General features: G+C 64.4%; 19 protein-coding genes. 9 read left to right on the top strand and 10 right to left on the bottom strand.

Translation table 11 applies throughout. The annotated features are described in order from the left end of the window. The first annotated feature begins 32 nt into the window (after positions 1–32). Both BLT98_RS27670 and BLT98_RS27665 read left to right on the top strand, forming a co-directional pair. Positions 33–782, top strand: a complete 750-nt coding sequence (locus BLT98_RS27670; protein ID WP_070256500.1) for a response regulator — start codon at positions 33–35, stop codon at positions 780–782. Next, positions 782–1,867, top strand: coding sequence for an ATP-binding protein (locus tag BLT98_RS27665; protein WP_092613455.1), 1,086 nt, complete (start codon positions 782–784; stop codon positions 1,865–1,867). The genes BLT98_RS27670 and BLT98_RS27665 overlap by 1 nt, the downstream gene beginning before the upstream one ends. Here the strand turns inward: BLT98_RS27665 and BLT98_RS27660 are convergent, their stop codons facing one another. Continuing rightward, a complete protein-coding gene (locus tag BLT98_RS27660; RefSeq protein ID WP_092613453.1) occupies positions 1,868–2,755 on the bottom strand; it encodes a LysR family transcriptional regulator in 888 nt (295 codons plus the stop codon). A gap of 103 nt (positions 2,756–2,858) precedes the next feature. On the opposite strand from BLT98_RS27660, the gene BLT98_RS27655 reads away from it, so the two are divergent. Next, entirely contained in the window at positions 2,859–3,857 is a 999-nt protein-coding gene (locus BLT98_RS27655; RefSeq protein ID WP_092613451.1) for an aldo/keto reductase, read from the top strand. Between the two features lie 107 nt (positions 3,858–3,964). Continuing rightward, positions 3,965–4,603 carry an NAD(P)H-dependent oxidoreductase gene (locus BLT98_RS27650; protein ID WP_034788098.1) on the top strand — a complete coding sequence of 213 codons (639 nt, stop codon included), beginning with the start codon at positions 3,965–3,967 and terminating at the stop codon, positions 4,601–4,603. Positions 4,604–4,663: 60 nt separating this feature from the next. Here the strand turns inward: BLT98_RS27650 and BLT98_RS27645 are convergent, their stop codons facing one another. The 3 genes from BLT98_RS27645 to BLT98_RS29310 form a co-directional block, all read right to left on the bottom strand. Continuing rightward, positions 4,664–5,974, bottom strand: coding sequence for an ATP-binding protein (locus BLT98_RS27645; protein WP_034788095.1), 1,311 nt, complete (start codon positions 5,972–5,974; stop codon positions 4,664–4,666). After that, complete coding sequence (locus BLT98_RS27640; protein ID WP_034788094.1) at positions 5,968–6,633, bottom strand: response regulator transcription factor; 666 nt, start codon at positions 6,631–6,633, stop codon at positions 5,968–5,970. Before BLT98_RS27640 ends, BLT98_RS27645 begins: the two co-directional genes overlap by 7 nt. Positions 6,634–6,710: 77 nt before the next feature. Then, positions 6,711–6,887, bottom strand: coding sequence for a hypothetical protein (locus BLT98_RS29310; RefSeq protein WP_170846515.1), 177 nt, complete (start codon positions 6,885–6,887; stop codon positions 6,711–6,713). A 232-nt stretch (positions 6,888–7,119) separates the two neighbouring features. On the opposite strand from BLT98_RS29310, the gene BLT98_RS27635 reads away from it, so the two are divergent. Together BLT98_RS27635 and BLT98_RS27630 are read left to right on the top strand one after the other, a co-directional pair. Then, positions 7,120–8,985 (top strand): LodA/GoxA family CTQ-dependent oxidase, encoded by a 1,866-nt coding sequence (locus tag BLT98_RS27635; RefSeq protein ID WP_139179396.1) that lies wholly within the window; start codon positions 7,120–7,122, stop codon positions 8,983–8,985. Next, positions 8,982–10,085 (top strand): tryptophan 7-halogenase, encoded by a 1,104-nt coding sequence (locus tag BLT98_RS27630; RefSeq protein ID WP_092613447.1) that lies wholly within the window; start codon positions 8,982–8,984, stop codon positions 10,083–10,085. The genes BLT98_RS27635 and BLT98_RS27630 overlap by 4 nt, the downstream gene beginning before the upstream one ends. A 38-nt stretch (positions 10,086–10,123) precedes the next feature. Here the strand turns inward: BLT98_RS27630 and BLT98_RS27625 are convergent, their stop codons facing one another. Then, the gene (locus BLT98_RS27625) at positions 10,124–10,702 is read right to left on the bottom strand and encodes a TetR family transcriptional regulator (RefSeq protein WP_092613445.1); all 579 of its coding nucleotides are present in this window, start codon (positions 10,700–10,702) and stop codon (positions 10,124–10,126) included. Between the two features lie 92 nt (positions 10,703–10,794). Between BLT98_RS27625 and BLT98_RS27620 the strand changes: the two genes are divergently transcribed. Further along, positions 10,795–11,643, top strand: a complete 849-nt coding sequence (locus tag BLT98_RS27620; protein ID WP_092613443.1) for a siderophore-interacting protein — start codon at positions 10,795–10,797, stop codon at positions 11,641–11,643. A gap of 22 nt (positions 11,644–11,665) precedes the next feature. Here BLT98_RS27620 and BLT98_RS27615 read toward each other — a convergent pair whose 3' ends face one another. The 4 genes from BLT98_RS27615 to BLT98_RS27600 form a co-directional block, all read right to left on the bottom strand. Beyond that, positions 11,666–12,295, bottom strand: a complete 630-nt coding sequence (locus BLT98_RS27615; protein WP_092613441.1) for a hypothetical protein — start codon at positions 12,293–12,295, stop codon at positions 11,666–11,668. 137 nt (positions 12,296–12,432) lie between these two features. Then, positions 12,433–13,044 carry a DUF799 domain-containing protein gene (locus BLT98_RS27610; protein ID WP_225242261.1) on the bottom strand — a complete coding sequence of 204 codons (612 nt, stop codon included), beginning with the start codon at positions 13,042–13,044 and terminating at the stop codon, positions 12,433–12,435. A gap of 47 nt (positions 13,045–13,091) precedes the next feature. Next, a complete protein-coding gene (locus BLT98_RS27605; RefSeq protein WP_230521897.1) occupies positions 13,092–13,460 on the bottom strand; it encodes a DUF4810 domain-containing protein in 369 nt (122 codons plus the stop codon). 8 nt (positions 13,461–13,468) lie between these two features. Next, entirely contained in the window at positions 13,469–14,143 is a 675-nt protein-coding gene (locus BLT98_RS27600; RefSeq protein WP_070279368.1) for a CsgG/HfaB family protein, read from the bottom strand. Between the two features lie 314 nt (positions 14,144–14,457). Here BLT98_RS27600 and BLT98_RS27595 point away from each other — a divergent pair, with 314 nt between their 5' ends. Together BLT98_RS27595 and BLT98_RS27590 are read left to right on the top strand one after the other, a co-directional pair. Then, entirely contained in the window at positions 14,458–15,657 is a 1,200-nt protein-coding gene (locus tag BLT98_RS27595; RefSeq protein WP_092613437.1) for a YbfB/YjiJ family MFS transporter, read from the top strand. A gap of 39 nt (positions 15,658–15,696) precedes the next feature. After that, entirely contained in the window at positions 15,697–16,230 is a 534-nt protein-coding gene (locus BLT98_RS27590) for an ankyrin repeat domain-containing protein (protein ID WP_092613435.1), read from the top strand. 191 nt (positions 16,231–16,421) lie between these two features. Here the strand turns inward: BLT98_RS27590 and BLT98_RS29015 are convergent, their stop codons facing one another. After that, entirely contained in the window at positions 16,422–17,117 is a 696-nt protein-coding gene (locus tag BLT98_RS29015; protein ID WP_139179395.1) for a putative type VI secretion system effector, read from the bottom strand. Positions 17,118–17,151: the final 34 nt, after the last annotated feature.

The following is a 17,151-nucleotide window of genomic DNA, read 5'->3' as shown; positions in this document are numbered from 1 at the left end:
ATGGAGACGGCGAAGAATGCTAGACTATTTATATGAACTATCATCACAGCGCCAGCCAGCCCTCCTTCCTTGCCACCACGCCGCCTTCCGCCCTCGTCCTGATCGCCGAAGATGAACCGCAAATCGCCCGCATCCTCGCCGGCTACCTGGAGCGCGACGGCTACCGCACGGCCTTCGCGCACGATGGCCAGGAAGCGCTGCAGCAGCACCTGGCGCTGGCGCCGGACCTGCTGCTGCTCGACGTGCAAATGCCCCGTGTCGATGGCTGGGGCGTGCTGGCGGAAGTGCGGCGGCGCGGCGAGACGCCCGTCATCATGCTGACGGCGCGCGACCAGGATGCCGATAAACTGGCCGCACTGCGCGTGGGCGCCGACGACTACATCATCAAGCCCTTCAATCCGGCCGAAGTGGTGGCCCGCGTGGCCGCCGTGCTGCGCCGCTCGCGCGTGCGCCACCACCCCGTCGGCGGCCAGCGCCTGCGCTGCGGCCCCATCGAGATCGACCAGGAAACCTATGTGGCCAGCGTGCTGCGCGAAGGCGCGCCCGTGCCTTTGAGCCTGACCTTGACGGAGTTCCGCCTGCTGGCCCACCTGGCGCGCACGCCGCGCCGCGTCTGCAGCCGCCTGGAATTGCTGGAGTCGTGCATGCCCGAGAGCAATTCGATGGAACGCACGGTGGACAGCCACGTCAGCAAGCTGCGCAAGAAGCTGGAAGAAGCGGGCGTGATGAACATGCCGGCCAGCCTGCGCGGCGTGGGCTACCGCCTGGAAAGCGACCTCTGATGCGCTTCACAGGCTTGAACCGGCAGATCGTGCTGTCGATGTCCGTGCTGATGGTCATCAGCATCCTCGTCATCTGGATTTTTTCGTGGACGTTTTTCGCCGTCGTCTTCAAGATCGACCCCAACATGCTGTCCGAGCCGGACGACTGGTCGCCGACGACGGTGGAATGGCTGTGGATACTGTCGATTACCATCTTTGGCTTGCTGCTGGCCGCGTTCTTCGCCATCAAGCTCGCGTCGCGCATTTTAAAACCGATCAATTCCGTGATGGACAGCGTGCGCCGCGTGGCGCATGGCGACCTGTCCGCGCGCGCCTTCGCCGGCGACCGCACCCTGGGTGAAACGGCCATGCTGGTCGACGATTTCAACAGCATGGCCGAGCGCCTGCAGCGGGCGGCCAAGGAAAGCGAGACGTGGAATGCGGCCATCGCGCACGAGCTGCGCACGCCCGTGACCATCCTGCGCGGCACCCTGCAAGGCGTCGTCGATGGCGTCTTCAAGCCAGAGGAAGTGCCGTTTTCCAGCCTGCTGTCGCAAGTGGAAGACCTGGGCCGCCTGATCGAGGACTTGCGCACCCTGAGCCTGGCCGACAGCGGCCATATGCAGCTGCGCATGGCATGGACGGACCTGACGCTGGAAATCGAGGAAGTGCGCCGCCTGCTGGCGCCGGACATGGAAGCGGCCGGCTTTGCCCTGCAACTGCACCTGTCCGACCATCCCGTCTGCTGCGACGCGGCGCGCATCCGGCAAATCGTGCTGGCCCTGCTCGACAACGCGCGCCGCTATGCGCATCCGGGCCTGCTGCGCGTGCGCACCCGCGTGCAGGCCGGCCAGTACTACCTGAGCGTCGAAGATGCAGGCCCCGGCATTGCCGAGGAACTGGCGCCGCACGTGTTCGAAGCATTCCGCCGCGGCGACAGCGACAGGGTCGACCTGAACGCGGGCAGCGGCCTGGGCCTGGCCGTGGTCGAAGCCATCGCGCGCGCGCATGGCGGCAGCGCCGTCTGCACGCGTGGCAAGGCGGGCGGCAGCCTGTTCACCATCAAGTGGCCGGTCGAGCACGCCGCGCCGCCGCACACCGGCTGACTATATCGCCGGCGCGCGCAGCATGTCGACAAAGGCGCGCAGCACGGGCGGCATCTGGCGCCGGCTCGGGTAGTACAGGAAGTAACGGGGCGGCGGCGGCAGGCAACGTTCCAGCACGCACGCCAGGCGTCCCGCCGCGATATCGGCGCGCGCATCGGCTTCGTACAGATACGCCAGTCCCGCGCCATCGCGGGCCGCGCGCAGCATCAGTTCATCGTCGTCGAACACCAGCGGCCCGCCGACGGCGATGCTGACACCCTCGCCTGCCTGCTCGAACTCCCACGCATACTGGCGCCCGCTGGGAAAACGCCGGCCGATGCAGGCATGCCCCAGCAAGTCGCGCGGCGTACTTGGCGCCCCATGCGCCGCCAGGTAGGCGGGCGACGCCACCACGACGAACGGTTGCGGCGCGCCCACGGGCACGGCGATCATGTCGGCCGCCACCTGCTCGCCGAAGCGGATGCCCGCGTCAAAGCCGTCGCGCACGATATCGATCATGCCGTCGTCGGTGACCACTTCGACCTGCACGCGCGGATAGCGGGCGACAAAGCTGGCCAGCATGGGCGCCAGCAGCAGCCGGGCGGCCGGACGGGGCACGTTCAGGCGCAGCTTGCCTGCGGGTACATCCTGCAAGGCGCTCAAGTCCTGCAAGGCATCATCGATTTCGCGCATGGCCGGCGCCAGCCGCGCCAGCAACTGCTGCCCCGCCTCGGTCGGCGTGACGCTGCGCGTGGTGCGGTTCAGCAGGCGCACGCCCAGGCGCTCTTCCAGCGCCCGCAGCGCATGGCTGAGGGCGGAAGCGGACACGCCCCGTTCAAGGGCCGCCTTGCGAAAGCTGCGCAGGCGGGCGACGGCGGCAAAGGCCGTCAATTCATTGAGGTCAGACATTATTCATGAACAAAATTCAGTAATGCATGCAGGATAAGCCATCTTATCGCATGCTGTTGCTTCATCCATACTCCTTGCATCTTTTTTTGAAGAGGAGTGAAAAATGGAACACAGAACACTGGGCAAGTCCGGCTTGCGCGTCGCCCCCATCGGCCTGGGCTGCATGGGCATGAGCTTTGCCTACGGCGGCGCGGACGAGGCCACCTCGCTGCGCGTGCTGCACCGCGCCGTGGAACTGGGCGTGACCCTGATCGATACGGCGGAAGTCTACGGCCCCTACGCCAACGAGGAACTGGTGGGCCGCGCCTTGAAGCAACTGCGCGGCAAGGTCCACATCTCCACCAAGTTCGGCTTCAGAATCTTGCCCCACGGCCAGGGCGTGGAACGCATGGCGGGCGTCGACAGCCGCCCCGGACACATCGTCCGGGCCGTGGAAGCGTCGCTGTCCCGGCTGGGCATCGATTGCATCGACTTGCTGTACCAGCACCGCGTGGACCCCGCCGTGCCCATCGAAGACGTCGTCGGCGCCATGGCGGATCTGGTGCGGGCCGGCAAGGTGCGCCACCTGGGGCTGTCGGAAGTGTCGGCAGCCACCCTGCGCCGCGCCCACGCCGTGCATCCGATTGCGGCCGTCCAGTCCGAGTATTCGCTGTGGAGCCGCGATGTGGAAGCCGAGGTGCTGCCCGCTTGCCGCGCGCTCGGTATCGGCTTCGTGCCCTACAGCCCGCTGGGCCGGGGCTTCCTGACGGGCCGGCTCGCATCCGGCGCCGCACTGGCGCCGGACGACTACCGCCACAGCCTGCCCCGTTTCCAGCCGCAGGCGATGGAAGCCAACGCGAAGCTGGTGGCTGAACTGCAGCGCCTGGCGGCGGCGCGCGGCGCCACGGCAGCCCAGCTGGCCCTGGCCTGGCTGCTGGCCCAAGGCAGCGATATCGTGCCGATACCGGGCGCCCGCAGCCTGGCGCACCTGGAAGAGAATGTGGCCGCCGCGCGTATCACCCTGAGCAAAGCCGAGCTGGGCGCCATCGGCGCCGCCATCGCGCCCGCCGCCGTGCAGGGCGCGCGCTACCCGCAGCATGAGCTTGCCATGCTTGGCCTGTAGACAACCGTGCCTGGCTCAGCTATACAAGTTCTTTTGCCCGCCGCACTTGAAATGCCTGAATCCGCTATCATTTCCAATCTGAACTATTCATTATGAAAGGGATTTATATGTCCGCACTGCTCGAAACACTGCAATGGCGCTACGCCACCAAGAAGATGGACCCGACGAAAACGGTGCCGCAAGACAAGGTCGAGCGCATCCTGGAAGCCGTGCGCCTAACGGCCAGCTCCAGCGGACTGCATCCTTACGAAGTCTTCGTCGTGACGAATCCGGCCCTGCGCGAACAGATCAAGCCGCATGCATGGAACCAGTCGCAAGTGACGGACGCCTCGCACCTGCTGGTGTTCGCCGCCTGGGACAATTACACGGCAGAACGCATCAACGCGCGTTTTGACCTGGTCAACACCGTGCGCGGCTTCAAGAATGAAGGCTGGGAAGCCTACCGCCAGCAAATCCTGGCCACGTATCCGCAGCGCGATGCGGAAACCAACTACCAGCACGCGGCGCGCCAGGCGTATATCGGCGTGGGCACGGCCCTGATCGCCGCGGCCCAGGAAAAGGTCGATTCGACGCCGATGGAAGGCTTTGATCCAGCCAAGGTCGATGAAATCCTGAATCTGCGTGAAAAAGGCCTGCGTTCCGTCGTCATGCTGCCGCTCGGCTACCGCGCCGACGCAGGCGACTGGCTGGTGGACTTGAAAAAAGTGCGCCCCGCGCGCGAGCAATTCATCACCGAGCTGGCGTAAGCGCCTCGCCAGTGACTGAAAAGCGGATGCCCTCGCCGGCATCCGCTTTTTTTTGTCCGTTCAGGCCGCTTGCGGAAAACGCACCGTCACCTGCAGGCCCCGTCCCTCGCCCCCCTCGGCCAGCGCGATATCGGCCTGGTGGTGCTCGGCGATATGGCGCACGATGGACAGGCCCAGGCCGCAGCCCCAGGCGTCGTTGCCGTCGGGACGGAAGAAGCGGTCGAACAGGCGCGCGTGGTGCTGTTGCGGCACGCCGGGACCGTTGTCGGACACGCGCAGCAGGGGCCGGCCCTCTTCCACGGCCGCCTGCAAGTCGACCCTGCCACCCTGCTGCGTGTAGCGCAAGGCGTTGTCGATCAGGTTATTCAGCAACACTTGCAAGCCATCGGGATCGGCCTGTACCAGCACCCTGGCCGGCAACGTTTCCACCACGCCCAGGTCGATCTCCCGGCTGTCGGCCAGCGCGCTGTGGTCGGCCACGGCCGCTTCCAGCAATTGTCCCAGGTCCACCGTGTGCAGCTGGCTGGCCGCCAGCGCCGTTTCGTGGCGCGCCAGGCTGAGCAGCTGACGCACGAGGTGCGTGCTGCGGTCCAGCCGCTCATGCAGCCGCGCCAGCGCCACGCGGCGTTCTTCCTCGCTGGCGGCCCGCTCGGCCACCTGCAGCTGCAGTTTCAGCGCCGTCAGCGGCGAGCGCAATTCATGCGCCGCATCGGCAACAAAGGTGCGCTGCGCCGTCAGCGCCGCTTCGAACTGCCCCATCAGGCTATTCAACGCCAGCGCCACGGGCCGCAGTTCTGGCGGCATGTCGTCGGCCGCCAGCGGCGTGAGCGCGTCCGGCGAACGGCCCGCCACGGATTCGGCCAGCCGGTGCAGCGGCGCCAGCGCCCGCCCCACGACGGCGACGATCAGCAGCGCCAGGATCAGCGCGAATACCAGCAGGGGCGCGCCGGCCCGCATGGTCATCTGCCAGGCCAGCTGGTCGCGCACGGCCTGCGCCTGCGCCACCTGCACGTAGCGGCCGCGCCGCGTTTCGCCGTACAGGCGCCAGTCCTCGCCGTGCAGCACGACATCGGCAAAACCGGCCAGCGCATAGCGCGGCAGTGCCGGCTGGCCCTGCAGGACGGGCAATGGCTGGCCATCCTCGTCCCAGGCCTGCAGCACGAACGCTTCTTCCGGGTCTTGCGCGGCGGCCAGGCCCGTCTGCGTCTCGAATTCGTCGGGCAAGGCCACGGCCAGCTGGCGTAGCTGCAGATCGGCCAGTTCATTGGTTTCTTCCAGCAGCGAACGGAACAGCGAAATGCCGGCGCCGAGCACGCACAGCAAGGTGGCGGCAAGCAAACCGAGCAGCAACTGGCGGCGGATGGTCAGCAAGATGCTACCCGCATCTTGTAGCCCACACCGCGCACGGTCTGGATGCAGTCGGCACCGAGCTTCTTGCGCAGCTGGTACACGTACACATCGACGGTATTACTTTCCACTTCGCAATCCCAGCCATACAGCTTTTCGCTCAGCTGGCGCTTCGACACCACCTTGCCCGGATGGTCGAGCAAGGCGCGCAGCACGGAAAACTCGCGCGGCGGCAGCTTGATCAATTCGCCCTCGAACGTGACCTCGTGGCTGGCCAGGTCGAGGATCAGCGCGCCGTGCTCGATGACGGAGCGCGAACGGCTGACGCGGCGGCGCAGCAGCGCGCGGATGCGCGCCAGCAGCTCGTCGAGGTCGAACGGCTTGACCAGGTAATCGTCGGCGCCACTGTCGAGCCCATCGACGCGGGCCGGCGTACCGTCGCGCGCCGTGATGATCAGCACGGGCAACTCGGCGCCCCGCGCACGCATGGTGCGCAGCACGTCCATGCCCTCCTTACCGGGCAAGCCCAGGTCCAGCAGCATCAAATCGTAGGCGAAGCCGGCCAGCGCCAGCTCCGCATCGTGGCCATCGCGCACCCAGTCCACGGCATAGCACTCGCCGCGCAAGCCCTCGACCAGGCTCTCCCCGATCATCGGATCGTCTTCCACCAGCAACACGCGCACGCGGGCCTCTCAATGTCTTGAAATAGCCGCCATCTTACCTCGACTGGCGCCGCGCCGCATAAGCTGCCGCGTTGGCCTTACCTGGGCCCGGACCCGCGGAACGGCGGGATATTGCCTTCTTGCGGAAACAGCGCCACGCCTTTCGCAAGCGGTACCGCCGCAGCGAGCGCCTCGCCTGGCTGGGCCGCTTGCGATACCGGCAGAAAAGCCAGCAGGGATAGCGCGCCAACACAGAAAATAGCCTTGATTTTCATATCATTCCTCAAAGGTTGCATAGAAAAATATCGGATCAATACATTATTTTATGTATTGATAAACAGGCAATGCCAATCCAAGATAGCTACATGCTGGCAACAAGTCAATCTCCGCAGTAACTGAATTGCCCGGCCTGGCGCCCGATTTCACGCCAGCGTGACTATGTGCGCATTTGGCGCATTTTTTATGCGGTATATTTTCCTTCCCTCCACGCATCTGGAAAGGCCCGCCATGTCCACCCCCACTTTGGATACCGTCATCGTCAAGGCGGCGATTTATCCGCCCATCGGCATTGCCCGCGTGGGCAACAGCCCCAGCGAGTACTTTCTGGGACCGGAGGTGCCGGAACCGGCGGCGCGGCCGGCCGGTTATTACCGCGATGCGTCCGGAGCCATCAAGCGCCAGGCGGCCAGCTTTCGCATCTACGGCCTGAACGCGGCCGGCGTGGCGGTGGCCGAATTGAACGCCGGCAATGCCGACATCGAATGGTCCGTCACCCTGGCCAACACGAAGGCGGCGTGGTACCAGTTCCAGATCGCGCTCGATATTCCCGAGGCGAATGTCACCCAGCCCTCGTTCCTGCGCAACATGGCCGTCACCGACCGCGCGCAACTGTCCATCACGCCGGGCGAGCGCAAGATCAGCGGCAGCGACAGCCAAGGCGTGGCCTTCGACAGCGGCCGCTTCATGGGCACGCCCGTCTACCTGGGCGAATTGCGCACGGATGCCATGGGACGGCTGATCGTGCTGGGCGGCCATGGCAAGTCGGCCTCGTGGAATGGCGCGCGCGCCATCACCTTTGCCAACAACGAAGGCTGGCATGACGACACGGCCGACGGCCCCGTCTGCGCCAAGGTCCACTACCAGGGCCATGCCTTGCCGATCGACATGGCCTGGGTGGTCGTCGCGCCGCCCGACTATGCGCCGCAGCAAAAGTCGGTGCGCACCATGTGGGACTTGATGCGCGACTTGTTTGTTTCCGAAGGCAAAATTGCCGCGCCTGCCGTTCCCTCGTTCCAGGACGATATCCGCCCCATTTTCGAGCGCCTGTCCAATCTGCAATGGGTGAATGCCGGCTTTGCGGCCGCCTTTGGCTGGGACGGCAGCACGCCGTTCAGCCGCGACGAATGGATGGCGCGCCTGGCCAGCCCGTCCGACAACCGCAAGGAGTGGCGCAACGTCATCTATAACCAGTTCCGCCAGTTCGAGCGCGACGCGTGGGCGCCATCGCCGTGGCCATGGCTGTATGGCGATGCGATGGCCATCCCGCCGGCAGACACGCCACGCCAGAACTGCGCGCTGAGCAATCTGCAGTTGCGCTTCCTCAAGCAATGGGCCGACGGCAAGTTCACGGACGACTACGCGCCCGGCAAGACGCCGCCGCAAAGCCTGGCCGACGTGGAACTGGCGCAGCAACCGGACACCCTGCTGCGCGCGGCCATGGAATTCTGCCTGGCCGACGCCTTCCACCCCGGCTGCGAAATGACCTGGCCCATGCGCCAGGCCAGCATGTACAGCGCGCCGTTCCGCCTGGCGCACCGGCCGCCCGGCTGGGTGGAGCCCGATTACGGCGCCGTCTTGACACCGGACAATATCAGCAGCCCCTGCTCGGCGCAGATCGCCGGTGGCGTGACGCGCTGGATGGCCGTGCCATGGCAGACGGACACGGCCAGCTGCCGCTCCGGCTACCAGTCCGACTACGATCCCTACGTGCCCACGTTCTGGCCCGCGCGCGTGCCCAACCAGGTGATGAGCAAGCTCGCCTACGACACGGTGATGAACCGCGAAGTCCCCGTCGACGACCGCCTGGCCGCCTTCGCCCGGCGCGCCGCGTGGATACGGCCGCTGGGCAACATCAGCTATGAAGAGCAGATCAACAACATGATCGCCGACCTGGCGCAAGTGGGCGTGGTGGAAGTACGCCCCGGGCCCACGGACGTGACGGGCTTCCCTGCCTTCCTGCAGGTGGAAAACCTGCCGCAGCCGATAGCCGGCAAGCACCTGTTGCGCGCGGCGGCGGGCATACCGGACGAGTTCGTCGACGTCGACCTGGAAGGCACGGAAAAAGCGCGCCATCTGCAACGGCACCGCTTGTGACCCTGCTGCAGGCCGACGTGCTCATCGTCGGCTCCGGTCCGGCCGGCGCCACGGCCGCCCTGAACCTGGCGGGGCGGCACCGGGTCTTGCTGGTCGACCGGCTGGCCGCGCCGCTGGCGCGCATCGGCGAATCGCTGCCGCCGGCCGCCGCGCGCCTGCTGCAGGACATGGGCTTGCTTGACGCCTTCCTGCAGCAGGGCCATGCGCCCTACCACGGCAACCGCGCCTGGTGGAACGGCGCCTGGACGGAACACCACTTCCTCAGCGATCCCGACGGGCACGGCTGGCACCTGGCGCGCGGCACCTTCGACCTGTGGCTGCGCGACGAGGCGCGCCGGCGCGGCGCCGCCCTGCTGGCCTCGGCCAAGATCGTGGGCATCGTACCGGACGATGCCGGCTGGAAAGTACGCCTGGTAACGCAGCACGGCCCCTGCGACGCGGCGGCGCGCATCATCATCGACGCCACGGGACGCAGTGCCCGGCTGGCCCGCAGAATCGGGGCGCGGCGCCAGCGCGGCGACCGGCTGGTATCAGTGTGGCAATACGGGCAGGATCGCACGCCCTCGGCGCGGGGCTTTGCCCACATCGAGGCCTGCGAATACGGCTGGTGGTACAGCGCGCCCCTGCCCGGCCAGCGCCGCGTGCTGGCCTTGCATACGGATGCGGACTTGCTCGACACCAACATCTTGCGCGATGCCGGCTGGCTGGAAGCGGCGGCGCGCCGCATGCCCGCCACGCGGGAATTGCTGGAGCAGCAAGGCTATGCGGCCGATACGCCCGCCATGACCACGCCCGCGCATACGGCGACCCTGGACGCCGGCGCCGGCCCAGGCTGGTTCGCCGTCGGCGACGCCGCGCTGAGCTTCGATCCGCTGTCCTCGCAAGGCATCTTCAACGCCCTGTACACGGGCCTGGCCACGGCCGAGGCCGCCGACCGCACGCTGCACGGCGACGTGAATGCCTATCATAAATACAATGGGGAACTGACAGCCATCGGCGCGGCGTACGAACGCCACCTGGCGTACTGCTACGGCCAGGAAACGCGCTGGCCGTCAGCGCCGTTCTGGCGCCGGCGCAGGCCGGCCATGCAGGCAAGCTGAGCCTGACGCAGTTATGGTTCTAGCAAGATTGCGCGCCATTACGGCCGCATCGTCAGCACCCCGATGACCAGCGCGCGCATGCCCAGGTCGAACTCGGCCTCAATGAGCGCATCGTCCTCTGCTTCCCAGGCGTCGCCGGCCGGCGCATACACGGTGTCGGCCAGGGCCACGCAGTGAAACGCCACGGTCGACAGCAGCCAGCGGGCGCGCTCCAGCGGCAGCTGGTAGCCGTTCGCCACCTGCGCCTGGTGGGCCTCGATGCGCGCCAGCATGGCCGGCGGCGTCGCTTTCCGGCGCAGCAGATAGGGCGCCAGGCCGGGATGCGATTTGACCAGCTGGCGCAGCGAAGCGCTGAAACGCAGCAGGTAGTGCTCCAGGTCATCCTCTCCGGGCGCCGGCAATTGCCAGCGCGCAAAAATCTCCGCGGCCACCAGCAGCTTGAGCGCGGCCAGGTGCGCGACGTGCTTGTACAGCGCCACGTGGCTGACGCCAAGCAAGGCGGCCACGCCGGTGAAAGTCATGGCGGGCAAGCCCATGGCGATGCCGGCGTCGGCAATGCGCGCGCGCGTGATGCTGGGGGGACGCCCGGGGCGCGGTGTATCGGTGGCAATAGTCATGATTATTTTCCGTGGCGGCAGCTGCGTTGTCGTTTTTCAGCAATTAGTTTAGCATGATGAAACTAATTACCCAAGACACAGGAGTACTTACCATGGCAACACCCCCAGAACCGCAATCGGGCGGCCCCTTGCGCAATGCCGAACATGACCGCAGCCTGCATGCAGTCACGGCCACCGTCGCCACCATCGCGCGCCCCGTTCCCAGCGTGCTGCGCGTCACGGCCGGCCTGGCCCGCTCGAGCGACGATCCGCACTGGGCGCTGCCCAACGTGGCCTTCCGCATCCATCTCGACGGCGCCGTCGATGGCGGCGCGTCGCGCATCTACACCGTACGCAGCTATGACGCGGCGGCGTCAGCCTTTACCTTCGATATCGTGCTGCATGAACATGCCAGCCCCATGATGCGCTGGGGCGACAGCCTGCGCGTGGGCGACGTCTTTCGCCTGACGGGGCCGCGCCCGCAGTTCACCGTTCCAGGCGGCGGCGAACGCAAGCTCGCCCTCTTCCTCGACGAGACGGGCATACCCGCCCTGTATGCCATGTTGCAGCAATGGCCCGCCAACGCGAGCGGCATCGGCTGGGTAGTGACCGATGATGAAGCGGCGTTCCAGGAATTGCCCAAGGTGCCGGGCCTGGCATTGCAGCGCCTCGGCACGGCCCACGTGGCGCCGGACGGGCCGCTGGCCGCCCAGGCCAGGGCGTTGCATGATCCGCAGGATTACGCGATATGGGGCGCGGGCGAACGCGATGAAATGCGCGCCATCCGCCAGCACTTCCGCATCGATGCAGGCCTGGACAAGGAACAGGTGCTGGTGGCCGGCTACTGGAAGCGCGGCGTCAGCAATACGCACATCGACGCGCGGCGCAAGCACAGCTTCGAGCAGCTGATCGCCAATGGCGGCACCCTGGCCGACTTCGACGACCTGGCCGTCGAAGTGTGAGCCGTGCCGATCGCGGCGCGCGCTAGCGGGCGGCGAAGTCGAAGCGCCACGCGTCCTGGCTGCGGTGCAAGGTCACGTCCACTTCGGTAACCGAGACCGGCATCGCATACTGCGTCATGTCCTGGAAACTCTCCAGGCTGTAGGTCTGGTCCGCTGCTGGCCGCATGGCGACCACAAAATAAAGGCTGGGCAGGTATTCGAAACCGACCGTCATGTTGGCGTCGACATCGGGCATGGTCGCGACCGGCCGGTCGTTCACGTACCAGTTGCAGCTGAATGGGATGAATGGGCTGGTCTCGTTCATGACGCCGCATTGCGCCGGCGTCAGCTTCGATTGCGCCAGCGAGGCGGCGGCCGGCTGCAGCAGCGGCGACAAGCCATGCGGGCTCACGGCCGACAGCAGCTGTCCCGGCGCGATGACCTGGCGGCCCGAGACGATGGTGTTCCCGGTGATGCCGAAACTGTTCACGTCGGTCGAAATCCTGTCCTCGTAGTGGAACGATTCGGTGGCGCCGGCCGACCCCGTCAACACTTGCCAGGCATGGCTGTGGTAATGGCCCTGCGGGTTTTGCAGCTTCAGGAAAACCAGCACGGAGTTGCCTTGCAAATCGTCTGTTTCCACGTTGTAGCGGACGTTGAATTGAATGCCCATCGCTTGCTCCCTGCCTGGAATCTGCACGAACTCAGGAAAGACAGCGCCGGAGGACGAGTCCGCGATTTCCTCCGGCGCCGGTTGTCACTGCTCATGCCCTGGCTGATGCAGGGCCTGGGCACGCTACTCCCGAACGATTACTGCGCCAGGTAGCGTTCCGAACGAGGACCGTACAGCAAGCCATTCGGCACGCCGGCCGACAGCATGCGCGCATTTGCCGTGCCGGCGAGCGGATGGCTGGCATCGGTGCTGGTGTTGATGATCTGCTTGACGGCCGCCGTCACCAGCATGCCGACCAGGCCGCCGCCACCGCTGTTGTTGCCTTCGTTGCTCGATGCGCTGGCCGCGCCCTGCCACAGCAAGGCGCCCGTCTTCAGGTCGACCAGCTTGGCATCGACCGACACCACCGTCACGCTGTCGATCACGGCATAGGTCGTGCCGTACTTGGAAATCGTCACGTACAGGCCCGCATCGGCGCCAAAGATCTCGTTGAGCTTTTTCGCATCGACGCCGTGGATATCGGCAGCGTTCGTCAAGCCGTTCTGCTTGAAGGTTTCACCGACCACGGCCACCGGCAGCACATAGTATCCCGCTTCGGCCAGCGGATACGTCACTTGCGCGTAGACGCTGTTGCCGGCATTAACTTCCGGCGAGTTGTTCAACGGCGGCAAGACCACGATGGAGCGGGGCTTGGCCGCCTTGAAGGCGGTGTAATCATACGCGGCCTGCTTGGTGGCGCAACCGACCATGAAGATGGCGGGACCCAGGCACAAGGCCATTTTCAACATGCGCGACTTCATAATTTCTCGCCTTTTTTCATTTTACCCAACAGGAAGTCCATGTACGGCGTCGATTCCGGGAACAGTTTTTTCTCGTCTTCGAACTGCGCTTCGACCTGTTCCGGCTTGCCCGCGATCGAGTACAGCATGCCCAGGTGGGCATGGAAACCCGGCGGCGCGTGGTTGCCCTTCGCGCCAATCACTTGCAAGTCTTTTTCCATGGCGGCGATCTGCTGTTCAGGGCTTTCACCCTTCAGGTATTCGTACACTTGCGGCTCGTAGCCTTCCCATTGGTACAGGGTCTTCGATTGCGTGGCGCAACCGGTCAGGGCGGCACAGGCGAGCAGCGCCAGCAGGGCTGCGCCCTTGTTCATCATTGTTTTCATGGGATACCTTATTGTTTGCGCATTGCGCCCGCTTCGACACCAGCCACCAGGCGCTCGACCGCTTCGCGCATGGCCAGGTCCAGCACCTTGCCGTTGAGGGTGGCGTCATAGCTGGCGGTGCCGCCAAAACCCAGCACTTCGCGGTTCGACAGGCTGTATTCGCCGGCGCCGGCGGCCGAAAACACGACTTCAGACGTAGCGATATTGACGACGTTCAAGGTGACCTTGGCATAGGCCACTTGCGTCTTGCCGCGGCCCATGATACCGAACAATTGCTTGTCGCCCACTTCCTTGCGGCCGAATTCGGTCACGTCGCCCGTGACGACGAAATCGGCGCCCTTGATATTCTGTCCCTGCTTCTTGAACTCGGCTTCCTGCTTGAGTTCCGCCATGTTGTCGCGGTCGAGCACGTTGAAACGGTTAGACGTTTGCAGGTGCGAAATCAGGATCGTCTTCGACTGGCTGCCCAGGCGGTCGACGCCGTCGGAAAAGATGCCGCGCATGAAGTTCGAGCGGTTGTCGAACTTGCCGACAGCGATCAGGGTGCGTGGACCAACGTAGGGACGGGCTGCACTGGCAACCGTGGGGACAGCCACGGCTTGCGAGGTTTCCGAAGCGCAGCCAGCCAAGGCCGCGCCAATCAGCGCTGCAATCAACAACGCGCCGGGTTTATTCTTGTTCATAGTGCCCTTATGATATGGAGGATCAGGAGCAACCTGCGAAATTGATTTTAGGCAAGTTAATTTCCTAATTACAATTATATGGTATTGCATGTCTCACAATTCTATCCAAAAGTAACAATAACAAGATTGCATTATTGCCAGTGCTGTTCAGGCGGTGCCTGCTTGACTTCTCAAGGCCAATTCATTAACTTGACAGTAAAAAACGGTCAGCGTTGAAGGCCGTATGCCACTGCCACCGACAGACCTTGCCCGCCGGCCTGCCCCACCCCGGCGCCCACTCCACTGCAGCTTTTCACATACATGGGTCACCGGCCATGCCGACACACGATCATTCCCCGGCCCATCCGCTGGCCACGGCGCTGGCGCTTTCGCTGGGTGCTGCCGTCGCCCTGGGCCTGTCGCGCTTTTCCTATGGCTTGCTGCTGCCGCCCATGCGTGCCGACCTGGGCTGGTCCTACCTGCTGGCCGGGGCCATGAACACCTTCAATGCGCTCGGCTATTTTCTCGGCGCCCTGGCCACGCCAGCCCTGATGCGCCGGCTGGGCGTGTGGCGTCTGCTGATCGTCGGTTCCGTGCTGGCCAGCATCTTCATGCTGATGTCGGGCCTCGTCAGCGACACGACCACCCTGTTCCTGCAGCGCGTGTGCGCGGGTGTGGCCAGCGCCTTCATGTTCATCGCCGGCGGCGTGCTGGCGGCGCGGCTCGGTTCCATGCACAGCCAGCGCGCCGGCTTTTACATCGGCCTGTATTACGGCGGCACGGGCTTTGGCATTGCCTTGTCTGCCCTGCTGGTGCCGGCCGCGCTGGCGTCCGCCCGGGAACACGGCGCCGCGCACGCGTGGCAATGGCCCTGGCTGGCACTGGGCATCACCTGCCTGCTGGCCACCGCCATCATGGCCTTGCCGGCCAAAGCGATCGGCGAAGCGCCACGCGCCCTCGACACGCCGCGGCGCTTCGCCTGGCGCGACTTTACCCCCAGCCTGGCCGGCTACTTCATGTTCGGCGTCGGCTACATCGGCTACATGACCTTTGTCATCGCGCTGCTCAAGCAGCAAGGCATGCCGCCCACCCTGGTCACCGTGTTCTACACTTTATTGGGCCTGGCGGTGGTGGCGTCATCGCGCATCTGGGCGCGCATGCTGGACCGCTACAGGGGCGGCGAATCGCTGGCGATATTGAATGGCGTGCTGGGCGTGGTGACCATCCTGCCCGCGCTGACGAGCTTTATACCCGTCGTGTTCCTCTCCGGCCTGGTCTTCGGCGCCGTATTTCTGTCGGTGGTAGCGTCGACCACGGCCCTGGTGCGGCATAACCTGCCGCAGCAATCCTGGACGTCCGGCATCAGCGCCTACACGACGGTCTTTGCGCTGGGGCAGATCGTCGGCCCCATCGTGGTCGGCTGGATCGCCGACGGCCCGGCCGGACTGGAACGGGGCTTGATCGCCTCGGCCATCGCCCTCTTCATCGGCGCGGCGCTGGCCTCGCGGCAAAAGGCGCTGGCGCCGGCCGCATAGTAGACTAAAGGCATAGCCCACCCTCGAGGAAAGAACACGATGAACACCGATGCACGAAAAATCCCCGCAACGATGGATGCCGAAACGCTGGAATTCATCCAGGGCCTGTTTGCCCTGGTACGCGAAGGCGATACGCAGCAACTGGGCGCCATGGTGGCCCAGGGCGTGCCAGTCAACTTCCGCAACGAAAAAGGCGACAGCCTGATCATGCTGGCCAGCTACCATGGCCACCTGGAAACATCGCGCCTGCTGCTCGAAGCGGGCGCCGACGCCAACGTCCCCAACGACCAGGGCCAGACGCCGCTGGCCGGCGTGGCCTATAAAGACTACCTGGACATCGCCGCGCTGCTGCTACAGCACGGCGCCAGGGTGGACGGCGCCAGCCCGGACGGCAAGACCCCGTTGATGATGGCAGCCATGTTCAACCGCCTGGCCATCCTCGACCTGCTGCTGCAGCACGGCGCCCGCATCGATGCCGTGGACAGCCGCGGCATGACTGCCGTCTCGCTGGCCAAGAGCATGAACGCGCAAGAGACCCTGGCACGGCTGGTCAGCCTGGGCCAAGCGGAATAAACAGGGGCACTGTCTGCCAGTAATCGCGCGACAGCATCGCGGGGGATGGCGCGCGATTACGACCGCCAGAGCATCGAGCGCTAAGTACCTGCCGCCATCCTTGTCTAGAAAATGAAGATGCTTCATTTCTACCCCAGAGAGGAACGGCTCATCAGGAACATCAATGGGATCGTACATTTTACTTATCTAATTTAAAGATAGTACACGCCCATCGGCAAAGCGGGCTTTCCTGATTTTCTGGATTTTCTCGTACTTTTAAAAAGATCAATTTTTTCCGGCTCAGCGATCCCAAGTGCCTTCCCTACTCTATCCATTTCTTTTGAAAAATCCATAAAATCTGACCAACTCAATCCAACTGTTGCAAATAAAATAACCGGCGCTGTTATAGTTGCAGTAATCAGCATCAACCATAATGGAATATTCCAAAAAAAACCCATTCCAAGAGTAAGGATGTATAATCCTATGCAAAAATACCCACTACATATTAATAGATGATATTTTTTTGCGGTAGTGCCACGTTCAGAATGTGGCTGCATCCATATCTTGTTTTCCTTTACATCAATGACTGCGACAGCGATGAAGTCATTACCTTTTTGATAGCCGACAAGCTGAACCTCGTCCCCGGCTCTAAAACCAACTTCCCAAAAACTCCCGCTAACCCACTTGCCGCCCACGCTCATGCTGAAGCTTGTGACAGGATCTCCGTCACTTGTGGCCGCCTGCGCACTGTGAACAGCGCCTGATTCGCCCGTGGTAGCCTGCACGATCGAGGTCAAACCGGATATTTTCTTGAATGATTCAGCACTCTTCAAATAATTCACATGCATGTCGGAAGTTCTTAACTCCTCAACAACGCCGCTGACCAACTTATAGGAGAATTCATGCATATGATTTTCTCGATCGCTGAACTGGCAATCTCTT

The organism is Janthinobacterium sp. YR213 (genome assembly GCF_900099875.1).
Taxonomy (GTDB): Bacteria; Pseudomonadota; Gammaproteobacteria; order Burkholderiales; family Burkholderiaceae_D; genus Janthinobacterium; species Janthinobacterium lividum.
This window is presented reverse-complemented; position numbering and strand designations above follow the sequence as displayed.